The sequence below is a fragment of the Halogranum rubrum genome (genome assembly GCF_900114455.1).
In the GTDB taxonomy this organism is placed as follows: Archaea; Halobacteriota; Halobacteria; order Halobacteriales; family Haloferacaceae; genus Halogranum; species Halogranum rubrum.
Map to the genome: position 1 here is coordinate 1,149,309 of NZ_FOTC01000001.1, position 25,097 is coordinate 1,174,405.

The window sequence follows — 25,097 nt, forward strand, 5'->3', positions numbered from 1 at the left end:
GTGCAGGGGGTTTGTATCCGGGGTTAATGTGGGTTGCTATCTTCACCATTCTTCGTCTGGAAGGTGTATAAGGGGAAAGAACAGCCGTGAGAGCGGTCCACGATGTCGTCCGTATCTTCCCGTCGTCTCTGTATCTCAGTCGGTGACGATTGTCTCGTCGACTCCGCGAGACGGCCGGTAGCGTGGCTTTCAAGACGACGGAATCCCTAGCGCAGCGTATGAAACTCCGCCAGAACGTTCGACATTTCGCGTTCAAGAACGCGCTGACCGCGCCCGTCGTCGGCGAGAAGGTCACCGAGAAACTCGTCGACCTCCACGTTCGCGTCTTCGGCGAGAAAGCCGCACCCGGTCACCGTGAGGAGCGCGAACCGCACATGGAGGCGTTCTTCGACTGCACGTTCGACACCTACGTCTCGGCGCTCAAGGCAGGCTTCACCGAAGCACAGGCCCGAGAGATTACGCACATCCAGGCCAACTTCGACTTCTACAACCACGGCTGGACGGAGATGATGGAGTTCCCCGTCGACGAACTCGAAGAACACTACGAACGCTACGAACCCTTCTTCCAGAAGCACGACATCACCATCGACGACCCGCTCGGTGACTTCCGGAACCGCGAGATTCCGTCGGCACCGCCGACGCTCGAAAAACTCGACGACCCGGAGCACCCCCACGCCCAAGGCGGATTCGCCGACGACGTCTACGTCGAAGACGACAGCGGGGAGATTACGCGCGGCGGCGCGGACCCGGAAGAAGCGGCATAGCGGTAAACGGTGTAACGGTAAGCGACGTCGCGAAGACAGACGAACGCGCTTTTCTCAGTCGTCTGCGGGTGCCGGTCTCGGCGTGTCGATGACGTTGTTCTGCCACGTCCCGCGGAGGAACCACAGGAACGCCAGAACCGCGACGGCGACGTTCGAGAAGGCGATGCCCCACCAGACGCCGGTCGGCCCCATCCCGAACTGCGTGATGAGGACGAGCGCTGCCGGGATGCGGAGCACCCACAGCGAGACGAGCGAGAAGCCCATCGCCGTCCGTGTCGACCCACTGCCACGGAACCCGCCGTTGACGACGTTGAACACGCCGAGGAAGGCGAACGTCGGCGCGATGATGCGGAGGTAGTCGACGCCGACCGAGATGACGGCTTCCTCGCCGGGGATGAACACCGCGACGATGGGCCGGGCGAACAGATAGGCGACGGCACTCACACCGACGAGCGCCGCGGTGATGAGCCCCGAACTCGCGAGGACGGCCCGCTTCGCGCGGTCCGGTTGGTTCGCACCGAGGTTCTGCCCGACGACGGTGGACGTCCCCTGCGCCAAGCCGATAGCGGGGAGGAAGACGAGCGAGTTCAGTCGACTCCCGATACCGAACGCCGCGACGGCCGCTTCGGTGTCGACGCCGACGGCTTGGGCTCCCGCGAACGCGACGATTGCGGTCAGGACGGTGATGCCCAGTGCACGTGTCGACTGCTCGACGCTCGACGGCGCGCCGATGCGGACGATTCTCTCGACCGTCTCGCGTTCCGGAATCAGGTCGCGCGGCGAGAGGTGGATACCGACGCGGCCCGAGAAGAGGAGATACATCCCGACGAGCGCGCCGACACCGCGAGAGAAAACGGTGGCGATAGCCGCACCTTGGACGCCGAACCCGGCGAATCCGGTCGCGGCGAACAGCGACGACTGGAGCCCTTCGAGACCGAAGAGACCGAAGAGGGGGTTGCCGGTGAACCCGAGAATCAAGAACGGGTCTAAGACGACGTTGATGACGACGCCGAACGCCATGAGGTACATCGGCGTCTTCGTGTCGCCCCACCCGCGCAGGAGCGCCTGAAACATGAAGAAGCCGAACATGAAGTAGACGCCGAGGAAGATGGTCCGCGTGTAGTCGACGGCGATGGCGTGAATCTCCGTGCCGGGCGTCGTCCCGATGAGCGGGAGGAGCAGCGGCGTCAGCAGGTAGCCGATGGCCGAGAAGACTACCGAGACGAGGACGACGAACCCGATGGTCTGGCCGGCGACGTGGTCGACTTCGTCGTGGTTGCCCGCACCCTTGTTCTGGGCGACGAGCACCGTCCCGGCGACGGTGAACCCGCCACCGATAGAGATCATCAAGAAGACGATAGGCCACGAAAAGGAGAGCGCGCTCACGGCTTCCGACCCCACACGACCGACCCAGAAGGTGTCGGCGAGGTTGTAGCCGACCTGCATGAGTTGCGAGAGGACGATGGGCAGCGAGAGCACCAACATCGGCTTCAGCAGGTCGCCGTCGGTGAGGTTCACGTCGCGCCTGGGGGCGCTCATTCTTCGACCTCCGTGTCGTCTCCGCTCTCGCCATTCTCGCCGTTCTCGCCGTTCTCACGTCGGAGACTGTCGAGGACGAACTCGTTCAGTCCCTCGCGGACCGCTCTCGGGTCCTCCTCGTCGCCGAGGGCGATGGCCGCCCCCCGCGCACCGTCGAGGGCGGCGAGCACGAGTCGGGCGGTCTGCTCCGGGTCGACGGGGCGGAACTCGCCCGTCTCGATACCGTTGCGAACGATGTCGGCGACCATCTGTTGAATCGAGGCCTTGTTCGCCCGAAGCTGTTCGCGGTAGGCCTCGCGGTAGGGTGCCTGCGCGCGGAGTTCGAGGAGCGCGCGGTAGAACTGTTCGCGGTCCGCGTCGCCCTCGTCGGGGCTCAGTCGCCTGAAGAGACACTGGAGGCGTTCCGTCGCGGACGCGCCCTCCATCTCGGCGATTTGCTCGTCGAGGCGGGTGAGCATGTAGGCGAGGAACTCTACGAGCAGGTTCTCCTTCGTGTCGTAGTGGTAGTGCAAGACGGCGGTGCTCTTGTCGGCTTCGTCGGCGATGTCCTGCATCGTCATCTCGGCGAAGCCGTGGTTACAGAGCGCGCGGTACGTCGCGCGCATTATCGATTGATGCGCCTCGGGGAGGTTGTCGTCGGTGGGGACTGATTCGCTGGTCACTAACTGACTAGTCAGTCAGGATGCGATAAGGGTATTTCGGTTCGGAGGGACTGGTCGCTGTCGGCTACGATTGCTCACACGATACGGGCGAAAACGTCGTATTCACGTTCCTCGTCGGTCTGTTCGCGCTGAAGAGGACACTCGCCGTGATGCTGGGACGGTTACGCTCGTCTACTCCTTTGGCTACGGACGACAGTGGACACGGCACTCGTCGCCCCGGCGTACAGAAGGAGAAAGAGCCGCACCAAGATGGACGGCAGTAGCAGCTAGTTCTGTTTCTTCTTCGCGATTCGGTCGGCACACTCGTACCCGGCGACGATACCGCCGTTCAGACTCCGTTCTGGGTACTGGGCGCGACTCGCCATGCCGGCGTAGTAGACACCCTCGGCGACGTCGTCGCCCAAGTCGTAGGGAACCACGAGGTCGAGGTAACCCCGTTCGTAGACCGGCGCGGCGCGCGGGTTCCGTGCGATGCGAACCTCCTGCACCGCCGAGCGGTCGAACTCGGGAAACATCTCGCCGATGTGGTCGAGCCACTTCTCCTCCACTTCGTCGTCGTCGGCCTGCCAGAGCCACTCGTCGTAGTCCTGGATGTAGCTGGCGACGTAGAGGAGATGTTGGCCGCCGTAGCGCTCCGGCGGTACGAAGTTGGTGTGCTCGATGAGCGCGCCGAACGGTGCCTCGTGGCCGATGTTGAGCCAGTAGGTATCCGTCAACTGTTCGTCCATCGTGACGACGGCGCACACTGCCCCCTGAAAGTCGATGTCGCACTCGTAGCCGACGAGGTCCTCTAACACGTTTGGCATCGCCGCGACGACGACGCTGTCGGTGTCGTGGGTCGTCTCGCCGTCCGCCGTCTCGACGGTGACCGAGGAGACTGTGTCGTCGTCGACGCCGACTTCCTGTACGCGCGCGCCGGTCGTGATGTTCTCGCGGCCGACGGCGTCGACGAGGGCGTCGAGGAACGGTGCGAACCCGCCGTCGAAGTAGCCGAGGTACTCACCGCGGAGCAGGTCACGCTCGCCGCGGAACTTGATGCGCCCGAGCAACCACGCCGCGCTCACGTCGTCCATGCGACTCCCGAACTTCGCGCGGAGTAAGGGTTCGAAGAAGTTCTCGTAGACGCCGCGCGTCGTGTGGTCGAGCAGGAACTGCTTGATGGGGACGTGCTCGAAGTCTTCGAGGTTCTCGTAGGTGTCGAACTTCGGGATGCCGCTACGGACGTCTATCTCCTGGGTGAGCATCCCGAGGCGGAACTTGTCGTAGAAGCTCATGTGCGGATAGGCCGCAATCTGCGGGAGCGTGTCGAGCGGATGAACCACGCCGTCGACGTAGTAGGCGTTCTTGCCGATGAGCCACTCCAGTCGGTGTCCGACACCGAGTTCGTCGGCCAACTCGACGATGGTCTCTTCGGACTTCGAGAGGTGGTGGTAGAACTTCTCGATGGGGTCTCCGGGCGTCTCGTAGAGCGCGGCGAGTCCACCGACCTCGTCGGTCGCCTCGAACACCTGAACCTCGTGGCCACGTTGTTGGAGGCGGTAGGCGGCGGCGAGTCCGGCGATGCCTCCGCCGACGACTGCTATCATGTAGAGAACTGCACAACCACCGTGTAAGTCGCTTGTGGAAGACGCCCCGAGAAGGTCCGTTCGCCTACCCACTCCGTATCGATGTGTACCGGCATCGACGACGGCAAAACGGCCCGCAGGCTTTTGCGGAAATCCTACCTATACAACAGATATGGCCGATTCGACCGAACACAAGTCGAAGATGAACCGCGAGGAGTTCGCAGACTACCTTCGGACGCTCGCCGACGAGTTCGAGAAAGACGGCGAGATGGACATCTCCGTCGGAAACAAGACCGTCCAACTCCACCCGCCGGACACGGTCAAGAGCGAAATCGAAGTCATCGAGCGCTCTTCGATTCTCCGCGGTAACAAGGAGTCACTCGAACTGGACGTCAACTGGAAGGCTCAGAAGTAACCATGGCGCTCGTTGACTCCATCGTCATCGCGTTCATCAGTCTGCTCATCGGTGGACTCGGTATCACCGCCGGCGCACGTCTCGTCATCGACGACTCGGCGAGTTTCGGCTACGCGTTCGTCACGGCGGCTATCGGCGCGCTCGTCTGGGCTGTCATGAGCTTCTTCGTCGGCTGGATTCCGCTCGTCGGACCGCTCCTGATGCTCATCGTTTGGGTCGGCGTCATCAACTGGCGCTACCCCGGCGGGTGGGTCGCGGCCGCGGGCGTCGGCATCGTCGCGTGGCTGGCGGCCGTCGTCGTCCTCTTCGTGTTGAGTCTCGTTGGCATCGTCGGCCCGGGGGCACTCGGGATTCCGGGTGCCTGAGGGTCGAGTCGACGCCCGACCGAACCTACGCCTCGTGAATTTTCTCGCCGCGCTGTAACCGAGCAGCGATGGTGAACGTCTGTTCTCGCTCCCGTCGCGTCGGGAAGTGCGCCGCCAAGTACCGAGCGACGGCGACGAGTAGCGTCCGCCGCTCCTCTCTGTCCTCTCGCTCGTCGTACTGCGCGAATCCCGCTTCGAGCGCCTGATAGGTGTGGAAGCCGGCGTCCTCGCGGAGCAGACCCTCACCGAGTCGCTGACGGAGACGGGCCGGGTCGCCGCCGGCGTCGAGGTAGTGCGCCGCGAGTCGTCCGGCCTCGTTGACCCGGCCTTCGGTGTCGAACGCCTCTAACAGGCTCCCGAGGAGTTCTTCGGGGTTCGCGTCGGCGTCGCCCTCGTCCGGAATCGGGGCCGGTGGCGTGTTGAGGAAGCGGTCGAGGTAGACGTTGACGGCGGCGTCGAACACCCCGCGGTAGAGTTCTCTGGACTCCGTCCGTTGGCTCAGTTGGTGGACGGCGTTGGCGTAGGTGAACGTGTGGTGCACCGTGTTCCAGTCGGAGAACTCGTTGGCCGTAGCGAACTGCGCGACTCGTTTTCCGGCGGCGAACGCGACGGCCGCAGCGAGTTCCTCGACGGTTGCTCCCTCGGAGATGGCGTCTTCGAGCGCTCCGACGACGACTTCGGGGTCGTCGCTGTGGAGCGTGTCGGTGAAGTTCGCTGGCGTCTGCCACGTCGACCCTGCACCCGACTCGACCAACTCGTCGAGGCGCTCGAACGTCTCGTCGAGGCGTGCGGCGAGGTCGACGGGTTGTCGCCACGAGGAGCGCTCTTCTGCTCTCTCGGCAGTGGCGAGTCCTTCGACCAGACTGGGGAGGACGTGTTCGGCGTGTTCCCACCCGACGATATCGAGCGCTTCGCAGGCTTTGTTGACGAAGTCCATCGTGTGGCCGGTGTTCAGATACCGGTGGTCGGTCGCGGCGGCGGCGAGCATCCCCACCAACTCGGACTGCGAGCAGCCTTCGGCGACGGCGGTCCGCAGACAGCGCTCTGCGCCGTCGGGGTCTCGAACTTCGATAGTGTCGCGGAACCACGATTCGAGACGTTCGGGCGAGAGCTCACGTGCGTCGAAGGCCGTCTGGTCGAACTTCGGTGGCTGGTCCGCACAGTCCATCGCGACGTGGACGTTCCCCTGATACAGCGCGCGCTTTCGGTCCTCGTCGCGGAGGTCCGGCAGGACGTTCGCCAGTAGGGTTAGGATAGTGAGTCCGGAACTCCACCCGCCCTCGCGGTAGCGCGTCCCGAACAGGACGCCCGTCTTCACCTGCTCGGCCGGGTCGACGTCGGCGTCGACGAGGCCGATTGCGGCCTTGGCGGTGACGAGTCGGAGGTTCTGTTCGAGGCCGCGTTCGAGTCGGGTCGCCCAACGCTCGGCGGGCGGTTCGTCGGGGTCCGGGTGCGGGTCCACGTAGACCGTGTCGTTCTCGTCGTCGACTTCGACCGGGTAGGCCTGTACGTCGTCGGCCCAGGGGTCGAACGTGTCGCCACAGGAGAGTTCGAACCGCGCGTGGTGCCAGTGACACGTTAGAATCCCGTCGTCGACACTGCCTTCGGTCAGTGGAAAGCCCATGTGCGGACAGCGGTTGTCGACGGCGCGGACCTCGCCTTCGTGGTAGAAGAGGGCGACGTGCGCACCGTCGAGCGTGACGAGTTTTCGACCCTCTGCTCGGAGGTCCGAGAGCGGGACCGCTTCGACGTATCCGTCGGCTGGGACACTCATGAGACATGCTACCACCCGGTGCGACAAAACCGTTCGCTGGAGGGTTTTTCTGTAAGAGTTCGGGAAGGTCGGGGAGCCATACTTTTAGGTTTCGAGTCCAAAGTACCGTCGAACGTGCCCGACGAATTGACCGTCCGGATCGACCCGCACGTCCACTCCGACGCCTCCTACGACGGCCACGACTCCATCGAACTCATCTTGGAGCAGGCGGCCGAAATCGGACTGGACGCGGTCGTTATCACGGACCACGACGTCCTCCACGAGTCCCTCCGCGCCGCCGAACTGGCCCCGCTCTACGGCCTCATCGGCATCCCCGGCGTCGAGGTGTCCACCGCCCACGGCCACCTCCTCGCTATCGGCGTCGAGGAGATGCCACCTCGGCGACAGCCGATGGACCAGACGGTCCAGTGGGTCCGCGACCACGGCGGCGTCGCTATCGTGCCGCATCCCTTCCAGCGGAGTCGCCACGGCGTCCGAAAGCGGTATCTCACCGACTGTGACGCCATCGAGACGTACAACTCGTGGCTCTTCACCGGGTACAAGAACCGTCGCTCGCGGAAGTTTGCCGCCGAGAACGGCTACCCTGGCGTCGCCGCCAGCGACGCTCACCACCTCCAGTTCGTCGGCCGCGCCTACACGGAGATAACCTTCGAGGACACGCACCGCGCGAACGTCGACGCCGACATGATTCTGGAGGCCATCCGCGACGGCGACACGCAGGTGCAGGGTCGACGGACCCCCTTCGCCGCCTCCACCAAACACTACGGTATCGGCGCGGCGCGCAAGAGTGGCTACTACGCGAAGGTCGGTGCGCTCAAGAGCGCCTCCTACGCGAAACTCGGTGCGTTGCAGGGTGGCCGGTTCGCCAAGACGGGGGCGCTCCGCGGGGCACGCGCCCTCTACCGCCTGTCGCCGCTATCGCGGTAGCCGTCCTTTCTCTCTCGTCTCCACTGCCCGCCCATCTCTCTCGCCTGCAACCATATCGTTAAGCGACTGCCACGAAAGTTAGTGATATGACACGATTCGACGAGGCGAAGCGGCGGCGACTCGAAGGAGCCTTCGAACGACATCTCGCCGTCGGACTCCACCACGGCGCGCAGTTGGCCGTCTACGTCGACGGGGAACTCGTCGTCGACTTCGCCGGTGGTGTCACTGGGCCAGAGGGTACGGAGACGACGTCCGAGACGCGACATCTCCTCTTTTCGTGTACCAAACCGTTCGCCGCCGTCGCACTCCACCAACTCGTCGAGACGGGTGAACTCGGCTACGACGACCCGGTGGTCGACCACTGGCCCGAGTTCGCAGACGAGGGGAGCCAGAAGGCCGAGATAACCGTTCGACAGGTGCTCGGCCACACGGCAGGGGTTCCCTACGGCGAGTTCGACGAACGTGCCGAGGAGTGGGGCGACTGGGAGGCCGCCGTCGAGGCGATGGAGGACATCGACCCCGTCTACGAACCGGGCGAACAACCGGCCTACCACACGTTCAACTTCGGGTGGCTGGTGGGCGAACTCGTCCGCCGGGTGAGCGGCGAGCGTATCGAGGACTACGTCGCCGCGAACGTCTTCGAGCCGTTAGGGATGGACGACACGTCTATCGGCCTCCGCGACGGCGACACCGACGACGTCGCCACGTTGAGCGGGTTCGAAGAGTTCGACCGCTGTCGGGACGTCGGCGAAGGGTTGGGGATTCCCGCCGCCGACTCCGCAGCGGCGTTCAACGACGAGGCGGTCAAACGCGCGGTCATCCCCGCCGCGAACGGCATCGGCACGGCCCGCGACATGGCGCGCTTCTACGCCTGTCTCGCCGACGGCGGCGAACTCGACGGGACGCGGCTGTTAGAGGAATCGACCGTCGAGACGGCGACACAGACACACGCCGAGACGGATTCGGACGGAACGCTCTCGCGGCCCGCTCGCTACGCACTCGGCTTCTGGACCGGCGGACTGCCGAACGACATGTTCGGGACAGTCAGCCGCGAACAGCAGTTCGGCCACGCCGGACTCGGGAGTATCTTCGGGTGGGGTGACGCCGAGCAGAACGTCGGATTCGCCTACGTGACGAACGGTATCCGTGAGGAGTCGTACGAGCACGCCGCCCGCGTGAACGCGCTGTCGGACGCGGTGCAGTTGCTCCTCGCGGAGTGAGTTCGGGTCTCCGGGACGCGAGAGTTTTGGTCCGTCGCAGTCGAACGAGTCTGTATGACCGACGAGACTCCGGACATCGAGGCCGTCAACGTCGCCGAGGGGTTCGACTCCTTCGACGAGACGTGGTCGCCGCGACTCGCCGCCGAACTCAACGGGCAGGAACTGAAGTTCGCCAAGTTGGAGGACGAGTTCGTGTGGCACCACCACGACGACGCGGACGAACTGTTCTTCGTCGTCGACGGAGAACTCCGCATCGAACTCCGAGACAGAGACGACGTCCACCTCGACGCAGGCGAGTTCGTCGTCGTCCCGCGCGGCGTCGAACACCGACCAGTCGCGCTGCCGACGGCGGACGTCCTGCTCTTCGAACCGGCTGAGACGCGAAACACGGGGAACGTCGAGAGCGAGCGGACGGCCGACGTCGAACGGTTGTAGAGCGAGAGAACGCAGTCGCTCGGACGGTGACGTACGGAGGGCGGTGGTGTGGTGCGCCGGGTGGTCAGTCGATGCCGTCAGCGGGAGAGGGGCCGATTCTTAGTCGTCGGCGACGGCTCTGCGCTGGGTGTCGTCGTGGTCGACCATCCCCAGCACCTCGTCGAAGAAGCCGAGCGTGTCGTGTGGACCGGGGTTCGCCTCGGGGTGATACTGGCGGGTGATGACGTTCAGTTCGTCGTTCGCCAGTCCTTCGGCGGTGTCGTCGTTGACGTTACGCTGGGTGACGTCCAGTTGGTCGCCGGGTTCGGCGACGGTGTAGCCGTGATTCTGCGTCGTCATGACGACTTTACCCGTCTCGACGTCGATGACAGGTTGGTTGACGCCGCGGTGACCGAAGGCCATCTTCTCGGTGGTGCCGCCGAGTGCGCGAGCGACGACCTGTTGTCCGAGACAGATGCCTGCGATGGGAACCTCGCCAGCGAACGCTTCGACGAGCGTCGCCGCCTGCTCGAAGTTCGCTGGGTCACCTGGGCCGTTCGAGATGAACAGCACGTCCGGTTCGAGCGCCTCGATGTCCGAAACGGAGGTGTCGTAGGGGAGCACGTGGACGTTCGCCCCGCGGTCGGTCAGCGAGGAGACGATAGAGCCCTTCGCCCCACAGTCGACGAGTGCGACGTCGGTGACGCCACCGCCTTCGTGCAGTTCGGGTTCGTCGACGCTGACCTGTTTGCCGATGTCGACGTGTTCGCTCATCCCCTTACACTTCGCGAGTTCCTCGCGGGCGTCTTCGGGTGTCACGTCGTCACCGACGGCGATACCACACTTCATCGCGCCCTCCTCACGAATCGAGGTGACGAGGTCACGCGTGTCGATGTGGTCGATGGCGGGTACGTCTTCGCTCGCCAGCCACTCGACGACGTCCTCCGTGAACTCGCGAGCGACGGCCGCACGCGGATGCACGCGGTCGGACTCGAATCGCTCGTCTCGGACGCCGTAGTTTCCGATGAGCGGGTACGAGAACGTCAAGACCTGTTCCTCGTACGAGGGATCGGTCAGACTCTCTTCGTAGCCCGTGTAGGCTGTTGTGAAGACCAGTTCGCCACGTGTACGCCCCGGAACACGGCCACGCGCCTCGACGACGCGGCCGTCTGCCAGTGCGATGTAGGCGTCCGACATTACGAGAAACATATCGAAGCGCCCCCATAAGTGTTACTTTCGTAGCTGAGTTACGAATTTCGTAATCTCTATGCGTGTCGCTCTACAGGGTCGTGTATGGACGACCTCGACCGACGAATCCTGAAGATCCTCCGGCGAGACGCGAGAACGCCGTATACGGAGATTGCAGAGCGTGTCGGTACGTCCGAAGGGACGGTCCGAAACCGGGTCGAACGGCTCACGACGGACGGTGTCATCGAGCGGTTCACCGTCTCGACTCGAACGGGGAACGTCAAAGCGATGATAGAGGTGTCCGTCGCCGTCGACGTGGACACGACTGCCGTCTGCGACGTGATGGCCGAGTGGGAAGAGGTCGACTTCGCGTGGCAGGTGAGCGGCGAGGAGGACATCGTGCTCGTGGTGGACTGTGCGGACACCCGCGGCGTCAACGAACTCATCACCCAAGCCCGCGAGTTAGAGGAGGTCAAGCGGACGAAGACGCGGTTGATTCTGGACGAGCGCCTCGGCTAGCCAGCAGGGTTTTCTCTTGCTGAGACGGATAGTTACTCGATGTCTATAGAGCGTCAGCCACGTGTAGACGGTGGGCACCCGGCGTACAGCGACCGAGTGCTTATTCTCAACCCGGTGAGCGGCAACAGCTCACACGCGACACGCGCACGTGACTTGGCAGTCGACCACGGGTTCTCGATTCTGGAGACCGAAGACGAGGGTGACGCCATCGAGTTCGCCGCCGAGGCTGCCCGTGACGGTGCGACAGTCGTCGCGGCCTGTGGCGGCGACGGCACCGTCAACGAAGTCGTCCGCGGTCTCGTCGAGGCGGACGCCCTCGGCGACGTGACTCTCGCCGTCGTCCCGGCCGGGACCGGCAACAACTTCGCTGGAAACATCGGTATCGAGAACATCGAACACGCGTTCGAAGTCATCGACTCGGGGGAGAGCCGTCGTATCGACCTCGGCGTCGTCTCTGTCCCCGACGGGCCGTCTCAACCCTTCGTCAACTCCTGTATCGGTGGACTCACCGCAGAAGCGAGCGCCGCGACGACACCCGACTCCAAAGACCGGTTCGGTGTCCTCGCGTACGTCGTCACCACGCTCCAGACGATTTCGGACTACGACGGGATGCCACTGCGCGTCGAGACGGCGGGCGACGAGACGTGGGAAGGTGACGCCATCTTCGCACTGGTCGGCAACGGCCGTCGCTTCCCGGTCGAGGGGCGAACACAGGCGAACATGGAGGACGGCCTGCTCGACGTGACCATCGTCGAGGACAAACCGACGGTCAGTCTCGCCGGCGAGGCGGCCGTCCAACGCGTCTTCGGCGGCGATACCGCCAACATCACTCGATTCCAGACACCGTCGCTATCGATGACGGTATTGGACGAGCGGGTCCAGTTCAGTCTCGACGGCGAGATGGTCACCGCGGACACGCTCGTTGCCGAGACACGCGAAGGCGCGCTCGACATCTTCGTCGGCGAAGACTACGAACCAAATCCCGAGTAGCCGAACTCATCGGTTTCTCCGCGTGCGTTTCGAGACTCCCGCTCGTGGAACGTCGAACAAGAAGCGTGTGTCGACCGTAGCGTACGAGGACGAGACTACCGCTCTGCCAGTTCCGGCCCGTCGGACTCCATCCACTGTTTCTCCGTGTGGAGTCGGGTGTAGGCGCGGTCGATGGCGCGGTCCAGCGGGCCGAACTTGGTGACGGCCGTGACGCGGCCGTCTCGAATCGCCGTCGCGATGGCGGCCGGGGTGAGTTCGTCCGCGTCGATTCTCGTGTAGGCGCGGCCGACTTCGACGAGGTAGTGCGCGTCGCTACCGCCGACGAGCGGGAGGTCGAGTCGCTTGGCGAGTTCCTTCGTCTGAGCGATGTGCTCGGGATTCTTCCCGTTTATCTCGATGGCGTCGAAGTCGGCGTCGGCGTTGCGAGCGTTACTGTTTCGGTACGGATGTGCGAGGATAGCCGCACACTGACGGTCGTGGGCGAGGTCGACCGTCTCGGCCGCAGAGAGTTGGTTCACCTCGGTTCGACTCGGTGGGTTCGGGCCGACGACGAGGATGTGGCCGTCGCTGGACGACACCTCGATACCCGGAATCGTCGGGAACCGGGTCTCGGCCGAGTACGTGTAGTCGTGGTTCGTCACGGCGAGCGCATCGAGTCCGCGGACTCGTGCTGCGATCGTGTTGAGTTTCAGGCCGAACGCGTCGTAGCGCGTCGCTCGTCCCGGCCAACCGTGGAAGAAGCGACTGTGACTGTGAAGGTCGACGGCGTACACATCTCGGCAGACTCGTCGACAGGCCTTTGTTCTTCCCCCCGGTTTGGCCGCCATGACCCGGGTTCTCGTGCGTAATCCTCACAGTGGAGACAGACGGCAGAGCGTACGGGCGAAAGAACTAGCGACGAGACGCGGGTTCGACGTCCGCGACAGCACTGCCCCCGGGAACACGCTGACGCTCGCCCGTGAGGCGGCCGAAGCGGGCGCAGTACTCGTCGTCGCCTGCGGCGGCGACGGCACGCTCAACGAAGTCGTCCGCGGCGTCGACGAGGCCGACTGCCTCGACGAGACGTGTCTCGGTGTCGTCCCTGCCGGGACGGGTAACGACTTCGCCGACAACGTCGGCATCACGGGTGTCGAACAGGCCTTCGACGTCATCGAATCCGGGCGGGAGCGTCGCCTCGACGTCGGGATGGTCCAGACGGCGAACGGTGACGAGACGACCGACCCCACTCGACCGTTTCTCAACTCCTGTGTCTGCGGGTTGACTGCAGAGGCCAGCGCCAGAACGAACCCTGACCTGAAGAAGCGACTCGGTATCGTCGCCTACGTTCTCTCGACGATGCAACACACGCGCCAGTTCGAGGGGCTCCAACTCGACGTCCGCGCCGGTCCAAACCGCGACCCGGTTTGGCAGGGCGAGGCTGTCATGCTGCTCGTCGGTAACGGCCGACGGTTTCCGGGCGAGCAACAGCGACAGGCCAACATCGAAGACGGACTACTGAACGTCGTCATCATCGAGCGCGTGCCCACGATAGACTACCTCTCGAAGGGGGCCGCAGACCGACTCCTTGGGAGAGACGGAACGCACTTGACGCGCGTGAAAGTCCCGAACCTCGTCGTCGACGCTTCGAAACCACGGCAGTTCAGTCTCGACGGCGAGATGGTCGAGCGTCGGCACTTGGAAGCGTCGTCACGGCAGGGCGCGATGCGGTTTCTGGTCGGACCGACGTACACGCCGGTGCCGGACGAACTCGCGTGAACCACCGACAGTCGACGACGGAGTGACGACTCACGACTTGCTGGCTGGCTGTGGGTTCGCATCGAAGAGTCCTTGACCCCCGTACCCAATGGGTGTTCCATGAGCACGAACGACGCTTCGTCGACCGAATCGGAGGTCGGTTCGGACGACGCCGCGACAGCGGAACTCCACAAGAACGCCGGACAGGACGTCATCGCCGTCGACCCCGACGACAACGAAGAAGGACTCGTCAACCGACTCGACGCCCACACCGGCGACGGTATTCGACACCGTGCGTTCACCTGTCTCGTCTTCGACGAGGAAGGGCGTCTCCTCCTCGGTCAGCGCGCCCCCTCGAAGCGTCTCTGGGACACCTGCTGGGACGGTACCGTCGCGTCTCACCCCGTCGAAGGCCAGAGCCAAGAGGAGGCGACTCGTCAGCGTCTCGAAGAAGAACTCGGTATCACGCCCGACCAGTACGACGACGTCGAACTGACCGACCGCTTCGAGTACAAACGCTACTACATGAACGACGGCGTCGAGTGGGAAGTCTGTGCAGTGCTGAAGGTGACGCTCGAAGACACCACGCTCGACCCCGACGAGGAGGAGATTGCCGGACTACTCTGGGTGGACTACCAACACCTCCACGACCACCCCAAGTGGTACCGCCAACTGCGTCTCTGTCCGTGGTTCGAGATCGCGATGCGCCGTGACTTCGAGTAGACTCGTCGTCCCTCCGACGGTTCGCGCCACTCTCTTCTCTCACGCGCGTGCCGGCGTCGGCGACGGGCCCAGGGAGGTCTGTGGCATACTGGCCGGGGAACGTGGTATCGGTGACGATGACGATGCAGACCGGGTCACAGAGATACACCGCGTCACCAACGTCGCCGACACACCGCGGGTTGCCTACGAACTCGACCCCGCGGAGACGCTCGCGACTATCGAGACCATCGAAGAGACGGGGAAAGATGTCATCGGCTTCTACCACTCGCATCCAGACACGCCTGCACGACCGAGTGCGGCCGACGAAGCGCAGGCGACGTGGACTGGCTACGTCTACTGCATCGTCTCGCCCACAGAAGACGCCGTTCGCGCGTGGCGCTGGACCGGCGAGCGCTTCGACGCACTCGACGTCGTCGACGCCGCCGACACCGCGTAGCCGACTCAGAGTACCTCGCCGATACGGTCGAACTCACTGGGAGTGACGTGCAGGTCTGCACGGCATTCACTGCAGGTGGCGGTGTCCGAGACGACGTGGACCGTTCTAGCCCACCCCGCGTCGACTGCGCCGTCGATGTCGTCTTCGGCACTGTCGCCGACGTAGACGTGCTCGTCGGCTGGCAGTCGGTCCTCGGCGACAGCGAAGAGCCGACTGTCGGGTTTCATCGCCCCCACGTCGTGAGAGACGACGATAGCGTCGAAGCGGTCAGTCAAGCCGTGTGCATCGAGCTTCCCCCGCTGGACGTAGCCGACGCCGTTCGAGAGAACGCCGAGAGCGTAGTCTGTCGAAAGCGTGTCGAGTGCGTCGTAGACGTTCGGTGCAACTGTCGTCGCCGCTCGTTCTTTCTCGACTCGGGCGTCGCGAAACACCGCCGGGTCGACGTCGAGACCGTACTCCCGACAGAAGTCGCGGGCGGCGGCGAGATACGGGTCGTCGTCGAAGGCGGTGAACCGCTCGAAGAACCGTTCGAGGTGGTACTGCTGATACTCGTCGGTAGCGTCGATACCGACGGCAGCGCACGCATCGTCGAAGATGTCGGCGAACGAGCGCTCGTACTGCAAGAGTGTCCCGTCGAGGTCGACGTAGATGGCGGCCATTGTCTCTCCGACGTGACGACGTGCGAAAAGCAGTGTGGCTGTGTGACGGTGGTACAGACGCCAAGCCGGGTTGAAAAGGGCTTTCCGGAGAGAGCGGAAACCGTGCACCATGGAGCCGGAACTCTACGACCGTCTCGACGGACAGGTCGCGCTCGTGACGGGAGCGAACCGTGGTATCGGCAGGCAGATTGCCGAGAACCTCACCGAACTCGGCGTCATCGTCTACGCTGGCGTGCGGAGCATGGACCACGACGTCGGCGACCGCCAAGAGAAAGTACTCCTCGACGTGACTCAGCACGGCGAAGTACAGGACACCGTCGAGAACATCGGCGACGAAGCGAACGGCATCGACATCCTCGTCAACAACGCCGGCGTCGGCGAGTTCGGTGACGACCTCGTCGACGAACCCGTCTCGGCGATGGACCGAACGCTGATGACGAACGTTCGCGGACCGATGCTCACGGCGAAGTACGCGCTTCCGTACCTCCTCCAGCACGAAGGTGGCCGTATCGTCAACGTCTCCTCGGGGATGGGTGCGCTCGGCGAGGAGCAGAGCGGTGGCTCTCCGTCCTACCGCATCTCGAAGACCGGAATCAACGGCCTGACCGCCTATCTCCACGGCGAGTACGCCGACGATGGACTCATCGCCAACTCCGTCTGTCCGGGATGGGTCCGAACCGACATGGGTGGCGAGGAGGCCGACCGACCGGTCGAGAAGGGTGCGGAGACGCCGACGTGGCTCTGTCGGTTCCAACCGGGGAGTCCGGCCGGGAAGTTCTGGCGAGACAAAGAAGTCATCGACTGGTAAGGAGCTTACAGGCGACACAGAGAACGGTCACGAGACGACGTGTCGCACAGCTTCAGCCCGTCTCGTGGTGACTATCAGCTCACAGCGCGTCTGGTCCCGTTCTCCTACTTCTACCTTCGGTCCCAATCCGGCCACGTTTTTGTGCCCACTCGCCAAGCCACGGGTATGAACGACCTCGGGACACCCGTCTTGGACAACCACATCCACCTCGACCGGGAGAATCAGGGCATCGAGGCGGTCAAGGATTTCCACCGCGTCGGCGGGACGCATCTCCTCCTCGTCAACAAGCCGTCGTGGCACCTCGACGTCGAAGCCGAGACGGGCGAGGACTTTCGAGCGGTCTTCGAGGAGACTATCGCGCTGGCCGAGGAGGCGACCGAGATTCTTCGGGGGCGCGCGTGGCCCGTCCTCGGTGTCCATCCCGGACTCGTCACTCGACTCACCGACGAGCGAGGGTTCGAGCCACACGAAGCACGCGACCTGATGCAGGCAGGGCTGTCCGTCGCCGCCGAGTACGTCCGTGACGGACGTGCGCTGGCGCTCAAATCTGGACGTCCGCACTACGACGTCACCGACGCCGTCTGGGAGGCGTCGAACGACGTGCTTCGCCACGGGCTGGACCTCGCCGCCGACTGCGACTGCGCGCTCCAACTCCACACCGAGACGACCCAAGACCTCTCGGACGTCGCCGAGTGGGCGGCCGAACGCGACGTTCCGCGCGAGCGGGTCGTCAAACACTACGCGACCGGTCGGTTGGTCGGGGGAACACCGAGTGTGATGAGCGAGAAGGAGTACATCGAGGTAGCTATCGAAGAGGACGAACCGTTCTTGATGGAGACGGACTTCGTCGACGACGCCGACCGGCCGGGAGCGGTGCTCGGACCGAAGACGGTTCCGCGTCGCGTCCAGTGGTTACTCGACGACGGACACGAAGACGCGGTGACGGTTGCTCACGTCGAGACACCCGAGCACGTCTATGGAGTCGATACAGTCGGTACGTTAGGTAGTTAAACTGGCCGGTTTCTCAGCGATAGGAAAGGCATTTGAGTTCAGGTATTGTCGGTGGTGGTATGAGCGAACCAGAGGAGACGTTCTATACAGAAGAACGCTGGCAGAACTGGTTGACCCGCGTCGAAGAAGAAGAACTCGACCCCGAGAACGAAGATTCCGCACGCCTGCTGCTCAACCTGCAGGACGACGCCGCCATCGCCGTGGCGAAGATTCTCTCGGCATACAACGAAGACCGCCTCTCCCAAGAGGAGGCCATCGAAGAACTCACCGAGGTCCGCGAAATCGTCCTCGCGGAAGTCGAGTTCGACGACGAGGAGAAACTCATGCTCATCGACGGCGTCCAGACCAGTCTCGTCTGTGTCTTCTACGCCGCCGAAGAGTACATCGCCGCCGGCCCGACCGAAGAGGCCAGCGTCGACGAGTACGTGCAGGCCGCCGCCGACGCCGAAGCAGCAGAGGACCTCGACGCCGCACTCGGTTATCTCGTGCAAGCCGGGACGCGCATCATCGACGGCGAGGAACTCGACATGGCGCTCGTCGAAGATATCGAGTACGGACTCGTCTCCGAGTGGGTCAACGGACTCGACTCGCTCCAGAGCGCCCTGAGCGACCCGGAAGTCGTCGAAGAAGACGGCGAATAACCAACTCTGGTTGAGAGTCTGTTTGGCGAGCAAGTCTTTTCTACCATACTCTCGATTGAAGTAGTCAATGGGCTTTCGCGGAGACGACCGTGGTGTGACCGTCCAAATCGGAGCGGTGCTCCTGTTTGGGATGTTGATCATCTCGATGTCGATGTATCAGGCGACGGTCGTCCCCAGTGAGAACGAGCAAGTCGAGTACCAACACAACCAGCAGGTGCAAGCCGACATGCAGTCGGTGCGTGCTGAAGTCGCGTCTGTCAGTGAGTCGGGGGTGACACAGTCCGTCCCCGTCAGATTGGGTACTGCCTATCCCAGTCGGGCTCTATTCGTCAACCCGCCAACTCCCAGTGGAACGGTCCGAACCGTTCCAACAGAACAGATAGCGATTCGGAACGCGAGAGCACTCGACGACGAGACGGACGACTACTGGACCGGCAGTGAGACGAAGTCGTTTGCCACCGCACGCCTCAGCTACGAACCGAACTACTACCTCTATCAGAGCGCACCGACGACGGTGTACGAGAACGGCGTCTTGTACAACGAGTTCTCCGAGACGACTCGTGTCCCGCAATCGGGGCAGTCCATCGTCGACGGGCGTCGAATCACCCTCGTCACGCTCGGCGGCGAACTCTCACGGGCACAGACCGGGACCTACTCTATCGACGTTCGCCCTGTGAGCGTCTCGAAGCAGTCCGTCACGGTGACCGACGAAGACGGTCAGCTCTCGGTAGTCGTCGCGTCGAGACTCGACCCGAGCGTGTGGCGCGACACACTTCTCGCCGACGAGTACGACGGGAGCGACAGCGACTCAGACAAGTACGTCGCCGCAGTCAACCCTGGACCGGAACCCGAGACGGTCGAAATCGTCTTCGAGGACGGCGTCGAATACGACCTCCGTCTCGCGCGAGTCGGTGTCGGAACCGATGTCTCGGAGGCGACGCCGACCTACCTGACGAGAATCGACGGAGGGGGCGACATCGTCCCCGAAGGGACGGAGCGACGCCTCACCGCCGAGGTTCGAGACGAGTTCAACAACCCCGTGAGTGGGCAAGTCGTGAACGCTTCGGTGACGAACGGGCCGGGGTCGGTCACGCCAACGGAGACGAGCGATAGCGACGGCGAAGTAGCTTTCCGGTACGTCGCCCCGACCGACGTCGACGACGCGCAGTCGGCGACGGTCACAGTCGAGTTCGGAGAGACACCAGACGCCGCCCGGCAAGTGACGTTCGACCTCTCGGTCAGCGACGCCGACTTGAGTGGCGGACAGACGAACGACGGGTCTGCCCCGTCGCCGTCGGTCAGACTCGACGACCACACCGGTCTGAACGGGAACGACCTTCGGTACATCCTCTCGTACGACGTCGAGAACGTAAACGAGTCCTTCGAACGCGTCGAAGCGCGCTTCGAGAGTACGACCACCAGCGCGAAGGGCACTCGAACCAGCGACGAATCGCGAGAGGGTTTCATCTACACCAACAGCTATGGCGCAGGCACACCGCACGACATCGAACTGAGAGTGATTTATCGGAACGGAGACGGGGAGGAGTACGTCGCGGCGACGCGCTCTATCAGCGACACCGCAGACACCGAGAACTGGGGGAGGAACGACGACCTTTCGGTCGGTTCGAGTCCGCAAATCGACTCGCTAGACATCAAGGACGACAGTAATCAACAGAACAACAAAGTCCGCTACAAATTCGGCTACGAGATATCGGGTCAGAACTTCGACCACGTGGAAATTGCCGTTCTGAGTAAAACGGGCGACGGTCCGGCAATTGTCACGACATCGCCCGACTTCAGCCGAAACAACCTCCCCGTCAACGGCGGATTCGGCGCTGGCAACGAGTACAAAGTCGCTTTGCTCGTCTACGACACCGATGGAGTAGTCGTCGATAGCCGAATTATCACCGACACCGCAGATGGCACGGACCCGTAAATTCGACAGTCGACGAAATACCTATCGACAAAACCTTATAGCGTCTAACTTTAACGGATACTCATGACAGCCGTCGGCATCGACGCCATCGAGATTTGGACTGGAAAGCTCAAACTGGACCTTCCGAACACGTTCGCCGAGAAGAAAGGCGAAGACCCCGAGAAGTATCGCAAAGGTCTCGGCCTAGAGAACTCGTCGTTCCCCGACGTCTACGAGGACATCGTCACGATGGGTGCGAACGCGGCGAAGCGCCTGATGGAGCGAAAGGGGCTGACGCCGGAGGATATCGGCCGTATCGACGTCGCCACCGAGTCGTCGTTCGACAACTCCAAGCCCGTCTCGACGTACATCGCGGGGTGTCTCGAACAAGTGTTCGACGAGAACTTCCACCACGCCAACAAAGGCGAGCGAAAGTTCGCCTGTGTCGCCGGCACGCAGTCTATCGACGACGCCTACAACTGGATCAAGGCGGGTCGCCACCGCGGACGTGCGGCGCTCGTCATCGCAACCGACACGGCGCTCTACGAGCGTGGTGACCCGGGTGAGGCGACGCAGGGGGCCGGTGCCGTCGCGATGCTCATCTCCGAAGAACCGAGTGTCGTCGAACTCTCGACGGAACAGGGCTACGGCAGCGCCGACGAGACAGACTTCCTGAAACCGAACCAGCAGTTCCCGAGCGTCGACGGCAAGCGCTCGATGCAGGTCTATCTCGCACGGATGCGCGAGGCACTGGAGGACTTCGAGAGCGTCGCGGGTCGGACCCACCCCGACGACTTCGAGTACATCCCGTTCCACACGCCGTTCCCCGGCATGGTCCGGAAGGCCGGTCTGCTCGGCTACCGCCACATGATTCGCGACACCGAGTTCGAAGACGAACTCGAAGACGAAATCGGTCGTCAGCCCCGCGAGGCGGAGTACGACGACTGGGACAGCTACGAGGAGGCGCTCCGTGCCTACATGGACGACCTCAAAGAGACCGAGGAGTACCAAGACTGGTACGGCCGCGTCATCGACCCGACGCTCTCGCTCGCCCGAGAGGTCGGCAACTGGTACACCGGTTCTGTCCACGTCGCTCGAACCAGCGCACTGAAGCACGCCGCTGAGACGGGAGAAGAGCTTACTGGTGACCGACTCCTCGTTGGCTCCTACGGCTCCGGTGCCCAGGCGGAGATTCACGCGGAGACCGTCCGAGAGGGCTGGAAAGAAGAGATGGACGAGCTCAACATCGACGAACAACTCGACGACCGGTACGACATGTCGTTCGACGAGTACGAACTCATCCACGACGTCCACGACCACGAGAAAGAGACGGACGTCGAGGAGTTCACGCGACCGGTCGGCGAGTTCACCTTTACTGGCTGGGGTCGGATGAACGAGCGCAAGTACGAGTACGTCGAGTAACCGAGTGACCGGGTGACCAGGTAGTCGACGTCGAAGGCTCTCGAATACTTCTGTCTCGCCTGTCTCACTCTTACGCTGCGCGGTAACTTCACTCGCTGAAAACATTCACAGTCTTTAGTGTCGTTCCGCCCTTCGTCTCTCGTGGGTTCGACACCATGTCTTCCGAAAACGACTTCGAGAGTGGCGATGACGCAACGGGCCTCGCAACTATCACGCGAGACGCACTCGGTGAGTGGCAACTCTGGCTCACAGCGCTCGGAGCGATAGCCGTCGCGGCGTACGCTTTCACTGTTGGAACCAACGTGCCGAACGGATACGTTCCGTTCTTCGGAGTCCTCGGGGTGCTCGCGACCCTCTACGGGTTCCACGACATGCAGACGACGCCCGACCTCACGTAATCGCTCACGCGGATACGACGGCGACAGCCTCGATAACATCTCGAGCTCCCGTTCGCTCGAATCACCGACGCTCGGAGTCGTCGGCTTCGTCGACGGTATCGACGACGTTGCGTCTCACGCGGAGGTCGACCGTAAACGACCCGTCGTCGACGCCGACGCAGACTTCCTCCAGACGACACTCGTAGGTCTTGTAGTGGTTCCCGTCGGCGTCGTACTCGGTTCGCTCTTTCAACAGGTCGTACGCCTGTAGCTCGTCGAGTCGCCGATAGACGGTCGGCTGTGAGGACTGACAGCGGTCACTCAGTGCGTCTGCCGACAGCGCCTCGACGCTGGTCAGTGCGAGAATCGTCCGAGCGAGTTCGTCGCCGAGAAGTTCGAACAGCGTCCCTGCCTCCCACTCGTCGGTCACAGATAGAGACACACGAGAACACTGGTTAAAACGTTCGCCGACCGAAGAGACGAAGAGAGAACAACGCCGGGTCGCGTTCACGTGCGTCTCTCTGGTAGGCAGAGCACTGTCGCGGAGGTGGCTTCAGTCTCTGCAGATTGGCTGTTCGTTTAACACGGTGACGCTACAATCTGTCATCGACGATGAGTCACTCTACGGTCCAGCGTCCGACTACCGGGACGTCGTCCGAGAACTCGACGTCTTCAGGAGGAGTCGTCGACACGGTACGGCACAGAGTCGGTCGAACAGCCGCCTCTCATCCGGTCGCGATGCGACTGCTGTACGCGGAGGTAGCGTTGCTCGTGCTCGGGGTGGGCCTCGGCATCACCGACGCGGGGTCGAAAGCGACTGCGACGTCGCTGACCGACGTCTTCGCGACACTCTCGTTCGTCACGGCGATGATACTCGTCGTCGCTGCCGCCGTCGGCGCGGTGGGGGTCGGCCTGCTCGAAGGGTACCGAACCCTCGATGGCCGGGGAGAGTGAGCTGTCCTCCGTCGTGTCACGTCGAACCCCGTAACTGAATAGAAAGCGGTCGCGGCACGCGAACCGGAAAATATGATGTCCTCCGTGAGAGGCCGTCGTCTCGACGTGGCCTCTCGATGAACGGCCACAGCCACCTACGGCAGTTTCCGCAAGTCGTCCAACATCTCGTCTAAGTCGCGCGTCGAGACGGCGAGCGAGAAGCCGTCGATGGTCGCGAGCGCAGGCGCGTGGTCCCACAGGTCCTCTTCGGTGACGCCGTGGAGGACGACGGCGTTCGGCGTCGGTTTGACGACGCGCATGGCGACCAACGGCGACTCGCCGCGCGTGACACCCGTGAAGATGAGCGCGCGGTTCGTACTCTGTCCGTAGAGGCGGTAGAACTCGTCACTGGAGAGGCGCGTAATCGCCTCGATACTGTTGATGACGGTGTGACCGCTGACGTGGTCGTGGTCACCGGAGACGAGTTCGGTCGCGTCCATCGCCTCGTAGAGACGGTCCAGCGAGACGCTCGTCGGATACTCCCGCAGGTCGTGGACGATGTCGCTCTCGAACCCCGCCGAGAGGACGCGCGCGTACTGCCGGATTCGACCCCCGCCGCGCGACTCGTCGATGTCGAGGAGCGCGCCGACCATCCGACTGACCACACCGATACCGGGGCTCTCGCGTCGACCGCTCTCGTAGTCGGAGATGACCGACGAGGACACGTCGAGTTGCTTCGCGAGTTCGGTCTGTGAGACGTCGAAGTCGGTGCGCCACTTGCGGAGCGTCGCACCGGGGTCGTCACTGAGGGTGATTTCACCGGCGATACGCTGGGCGAGGTCGTCTCGTGGCGCCGCTGTCACGCCGCGACGACCTCCGAGCGAAGAACGTGGTTCATGTCGTACTCCTCAGTCCAGTGATGCAAAAACACATCGAAACGGGGGTTCGACAGGTGACGTACCACCTCGACCGTCTCTGGCGGCGACACGACCGAGGGAAGGGTTCAAATCCACCGGAACGAATGCCTGAGTATGCCCTCCACCGTCGTCCACGTCGCACTCGCCGGACTGGTGGGAGTTGCCCTCCTCGGAGAGGAGTTCACCCCGCGGGCGCTCGGTGTCGTCCTCGTCGTCACCGCCGCTATCGACTCGGACGCCTTCGTCGGCCTCGTCCTCCCCGGTGCACACCGGTCGCTGTTTCACACCCTCTTCTTCCCACTACTCTTGGGTCTCCTCGTCTTCGCCGACAGTCGTCGGGGACGCGTGTCGTACCTCCGCGACCGGTGGGGCGACCACGGCGTCCGTGTCGCGTGGGTGGCCATCGCCGGACTCACCTTCGGCGGCATCTTCCCGGACCTCTTTACGAACGGCGTCAACGCCTTCTACCCCTTCCACGACACGTTCTACCGCGTCAACGGCCACCTGCTCTTTTCGAGTCAACGCGGCCTCGTCCAGACGTTCATCGAGCTCACTCCCGAGACGCCGCGGCCGACGACGAGGACGCTCCACTACAGCACTGCCGTCGACCCGACGCCCGGGACGGAGCCGGAGAACGTCGAACGGCTCTTCCCGGTGGTGATGTCCGGGTGGCAACTGATGCTCGTCACCATCGGCGGGTTCGTGATGTCGTCGCGACTGTGGGAGTTCTATCGTCGCTGAACAGTGCCCGAATCTCGGGAGACGAGTAGCCACGCGACACCGTAGAGGCCGGTGACGACGAGCAACAGGAGCACGTCGGCTGGAACCGCCGAGAGGGGATTCGCGCCGACGACGTAACCGACGAGCACGCCTGCGACGAGAAGCGGGATGGCGAGTCCTTGTACGGTGAGCAGAAACGACCAGAGTAGTCCGCACGGAATCTCGCGGCGACGACACCACACCGTCGCCGGGACGGTTGCGAGGAGTGGGAAGACGAGCAACCACGGCGGTGCTCCGGCGGGTGCGACGAACGAGGTGAGCGCGTAGAACGGAGGGAACGTGACGAGGAAGACGGCGAGGTACTGCCACGCGTAGTCGACCAGTGCGTCGGTATCGTCGGCATCGGCGGTGTCGGGAGCGCGGTTCGGGTGGGTGGAGGGCATCGTGTGCCGTCTCTCG

29 protein-coding genes are annotated in these 25,097 nt (G+C 63.4%); 19 read left to right on the top strand and 10 right to left on the bottom strand.

The genetic code is table 11. The features are described from left to right. Positions 1-218: 218 nt before the first annotated feature. Complete coding sequence (locus BM083_RS05580) at positions 219-764, top strand: DUF6149 family protein (protein WP_049893936.1); 546 nt, start codon at positions 219-221, stop codon at positions 762-764. Positions 765-818: 54 nt separating this feature from the next. Here BM083_RS05580 and BM083_RS05585 read toward each other — a convergent pair whose 3' ends face one another. The 3 genes from BM083_RS05585 to BM083_RS05595 form a co-directional block, all read right to left on the bottom strand. Then, the gene (locus tag BM083_RS05585; RefSeq protein WP_089866858.1) at positions 819-2,303 is read right to left on the bottom strand and encodes an MATE family efflux transporter; all 1,485 of its coding nucleotides are present in this window, start codon (positions 2,301-2,303) and stop codon (positions 819-821) included. Next, positions 2,300-2,965 carry a TetR/AcrR family transcriptional regulator gene (locus tag BM083_RS05590; protein ID WP_089866861.1) on the bottom strand — a complete coding sequence of 222 codons (666 nt, stop codon included), beginning with the start codon at positions 2,963-2,965 and terminating at the stop codon, positions 2,300-2,302. The genes BM083_RS05585 and BM083_RS05590 overlap by 4 nt, the downstream gene beginning before the upstream one ends. A gap of 266 nt (positions 2,966-3,231) precedes the next feature. Continuing rightward, entirely contained in the window at positions 3,232-4,551 is a 1,320-nt protein-coding gene (locus tag BM083_RS05595; RefSeq protein WP_089866864.1) for an NAD(P)/FAD-dependent oxidoreductase, read from the bottom strand. A gap of 151 nt (positions 4,552-4,702) precedes the next feature. Here BM083_RS05595 and BM083_RS05600 point away from each other — a divergent pair, with 151 nt between their 5' ends. Then, positions 4,703-4,945, top strand: a complete 243-nt coding sequence (locus BM083_RS05600) for an amphi-Trp domain-containing protein (RefSeq protein ID WP_089866867.1) — start codon at positions 4,703-4,705, stop codon at positions 4,943-4,945. Positions 4,946-4,947: 2 nt separating this feature from the next. Further along, entirely contained in the window at positions 4,948-5,310 is a 363-nt protein-coding gene (locus BM083_RS05605) for a hypothetical protein (protein ID WP_089866870.1), read from the top strand. Between the two features lie 25 nt (positions 5,311-5,335). Here BM083_RS05605 and BM083_RS05610 read toward each other — a convergent pair whose 3' ends face one another. After that, a complete protein-coding gene (locus BM083_RS05610) occupies positions 5,336-7,084 on the bottom strand; it encodes a Rieske (2Fe-2S) protein (RefSeq protein WP_089866873.1) in 1,749 nt (582 codons plus the stop codon). Positions 7,085-7,198: 114 nt separating this feature from the next. Between BM083_RS05610 and BM083_RS05615 the strand changes: the two genes are divergently transcribed. The 3 genes from BM083_RS05615 to BM083_RS05625 all read left to right on the top strand — a co-directional run bounded on the left by BM083_RS05615 (position 7,199) and on the right by BM083_RS05625 (position 9,666). Further along, a complete protein-coding gene (locus BM083_RS05615) occupies positions 7,199-8,011 on the top strand; it encodes a CehA/McbA family metallohydrolase (protein ID WP_009375446.1) in 813 nt (270 codons plus the stop codon). Between the two features lie 86 nt (positions 8,012-8,097). Next, entirely contained in the window at positions 8,098-9,231 is a 1,134-nt protein-coding gene (locus BM083_RS05620; RefSeq protein WP_089866875.1) for a serine hydrolase domain-containing protein, read from the top strand. Positions 9,232-9,285: 54 nt separating this feature from the next. Then, positions 9,286-9,666, top strand: a complete 381-nt coding sequence (locus BM083_RS05625) for a cupin domain-containing protein (RefSeq protein WP_394327583.1) — start codon at positions 9,286-9,288, stop codon at positions 9,664-9,666. A gap of 99 nt (positions 9,667-9,765) precedes the next feature. Here BM083_RS05625 and carA read toward each other — a convergent pair whose 3' ends face one another. Next, complete coding sequence (gene carA / locus BM083_RS05630; RefSeq protein WP_089866878.1) at positions 9,766-10,842, bottom strand: glutamine-hydrolyzing carbamoyl-phosphate synthase small subunit; 1,077 nt, start codon at positions 10,840-10,842, stop codon at positions 9,766-9,768. 96 nt (positions 10,843-10,938) lie between these two features. Here carA and BM083_RS05635 point away from each other — a divergent pair, with 96 nt between their 5' ends. Beyond that, positions 10,939-11,352: an Lrp/AsnC family transcriptional regulator gene (locus BM083_RS05635; RefSeq protein WP_009375438.1), complete on the top strand. Its 414-nt coding sequence runs from the start codon at positions 10,939-10,941 to the stop codon at positions 11,350-11,352. 39 nt (positions 11,353-11,391) lie between these two features. Next, the gene (locus tag BM083_RS05640) at positions 11,392-12,342 is read left to right on the top strand and encodes a diacylglycerol/lipid kinase family protein (RefSeq protein ID WP_089866881.1); all 951 of its coding nucleotides are present in this window, start codon (positions 11,392-11,394) and stop codon (positions 12,340-12,342) included. A 95-nt stretch (positions 12,343-12,437) separates the two neighbouring features. Here the strand turns inward: BM083_RS05640 and BM083_RS05645 are convergent, their stop codons facing one another. Next, a complete protein-coding gene (locus BM083_RS05645) occupies positions 12,438-13,115 on the bottom strand; it encodes a PHP domain-containing protein (RefSeq protein WP_009375434.1) in 678 nt (225 codons plus the stop codon). Between the two features lie 52 nt (positions 13,116-13,167). Here BM083_RS05645 and BM083_RS05650 point away from each other — a divergent pair, with 52 nt between their 5' ends. From BM083_RS05650 to BM083_RS05660, 3 genes are all read left to right on the top strand, one after another. Next, positions 13,168-14,097 (top strand): diacylglycerol/lipid kinase family protein, encoded by a 930-nt coding sequence (locus BM083_RS05650; RefSeq protein ID WP_089866884.1) that lies wholly within the window; start codon positions 13,168-13,170, stop codon positions 14,095-14,097. A gap of 99 nt (positions 14,098-14,196) precedes the next feature. Then, on the top strand, positions 14,197-14,799 hold the full coding sequence (locus BM083_RS05655) for an NUDIX hydrolase (protein WP_089866889.1): 603 nt from the start codon (positions 14,197-14,199) through the stop codon (positions 14,797-14,799). Then, complete coding sequence (locus tag BM083_RS05660) at positions 14,786-15,235, top strand: desampylase (RefSeq protein ID WP_089866892.1); 450 nt, start codon at positions 14,786-14,788, stop codon at positions 15,233-15,235. The genes BM083_RS05655 and BM083_RS05660 overlap by 14 nt, the downstream gene beginning before the upstream one ends. Positions 15,236-15,240: 5 nt before the next feature. Here the strand turns inward: BM083_RS05660 and BM083_RS05665 are convergent, their stop codons facing one another. Continuing rightward, on the bottom strand, positions 15,241-15,894 hold the full coding sequence (locus BM083_RS05665; RefSeq protein WP_177197549.1) for an HAD family hydrolase: 654 nt from the start codon (positions 15,892-15,894) through the stop codon (positions 15,241-15,243). Between the two features lie 109 nt (positions 15,895-16,003). Here BM083_RS05665 and BM083_RS05670 point away from each other — a divergent pair, with 109 nt between their 5' ends. From BM083_RS05670 to BM083_RS05695, 6 genes are all read left to right on the top strand, one after another. Next, positions 16,004-16,702 (top strand): SDR family NAD(P)-dependent oxidoreductase, encoded by a 699-nt coding sequence (locus BM083_RS05670; RefSeq protein ID WP_009375420.1) that lies wholly within the window; start codon positions 16,004-16,006, stop codon positions 16,700-16,702. A gap of 165 nt (positions 16,703-16,867) precedes the next feature. Beyond that, positions 16,868-17,713, top strand: coding sequence for a TatD family hydrolase (locus BM083_RS05675; RefSeq protein WP_089866900.1), 846 nt, complete (start codon positions 16,868-16,870; stop codon positions 17,711-17,713). 59 nt (positions 17,714-17,772) lie between these two features. Continuing rightward, positions 17,773-18,354 (top strand): DUF2150 family protein, encoded by a 582-nt coding sequence (locus BM083_RS05680; protein ID WP_089866905.1) that lies wholly within the window; start codon positions 17,773-17,775, stop codon positions 18,352-18,354. Between the two features lie 67 nt (positions 18,355-18,421). Next, positions 18,422-20,290, top strand: coding sequence for an Ig-like domain-containing protein (locus tag BM083_RS05685; RefSeq protein ID WP_089866908.1), 1,869 nt, complete (start codon positions 18,422-18,424; stop codon positions 20,288-20,290). Positions 20,291-20,353: 63 nt separating this feature from the next. Continuing rightward, entirely contained in the window at positions 20,354-21,691 is a 1,338-nt protein-coding gene (gene hmgB, locus BM083_RS05690) for a hydroxymethylglutaryl-CoA synthase (protein ID WP_089866912.1), read from the top strand. 155 nt (positions 21,692-21,846) lie between these two features. Next, positions 21,847-22,089 (top strand): hypothetical protein, encoded by a 243-nt coding sequence (locus tag BM083_RS05695; RefSeq protein WP_089866916.1) that lies wholly within the window; start codon positions 21,847-21,849, stop codon positions 22,087-22,089. A 61-nt stretch (positions 22,090-22,150) separates the two neighbouring features. Here the strand turns inward: BM083_RS05695 and BM083_RS05700 are convergent, their stop codons facing one another. After that, positions 22,151-22,498, bottom strand: coding sequence for a winged helix-turn-helix domain-containing protein (locus BM083_RS05700; RefSeq protein ID WP_089866919.1), 348 nt, complete (start codon positions 22,496-22,498; stop codon positions 22,151-22,153). Between the two features lie 182 nt (positions 22,499-22,680). On the opposite strand from BM083_RS05700, the gene BM083_RS22755 reads away from it, so the two are divergent. Beyond that, complete coding sequence (locus BM083_RS22755) at positions 22,681-23,022, top strand: hypothetical protein (protein ID WP_143085683.1); 342 nt, start codon at positions 22,681-22,683, stop codon at positions 23,020-23,022. Between the two features lie 134 nt (positions 23,023-23,156). On the opposite strand, the gene BM083_RS05710 is transcribed toward BM083_RS22755, so the two are convergent. Beyond that, on the bottom strand, positions 23,157-23,864 hold the full coding sequence (locus tag BM083_RS05710) for a helix-turn-helix domain-containing protein (protein WP_089866927.1): 708 nt from the start codon (positions 23,862-23,864) through the stop codon (positions 23,157-23,159). Between the two features lie 168 nt (positions 23,865-24,032). Between BM083_RS05710 and BM083_RS05715 the strand changes: the two genes are divergently transcribed. Continuing rightward, positions 24,033-24,659, top strand: coding sequence for a metal-dependent hydrolase (locus BM083_RS05715; RefSeq protein WP_089866931.1), 627 nt, complete (start codon positions 24,033-24,035; stop codon positions 24,657-24,659). Here BM083_RS05715 and BM083_RS05720 read toward each other — a convergent pair. Next, positions 24,647-25,081: a hypothetical protein gene (locus tag BM083_RS05720; protein ID WP_089866935.1), complete on the bottom strand. Its 435-nt coding sequence runs from the start codon at positions 25,079-25,081 to the stop codon at positions 24,647-24,649. The two genes, BM083_RS05715 and BM083_RS05720, sit on opposite strands and share 13 nt — an antisense overlap. Positions 25,082-25,097: the final 16 nt, after the last annotated feature.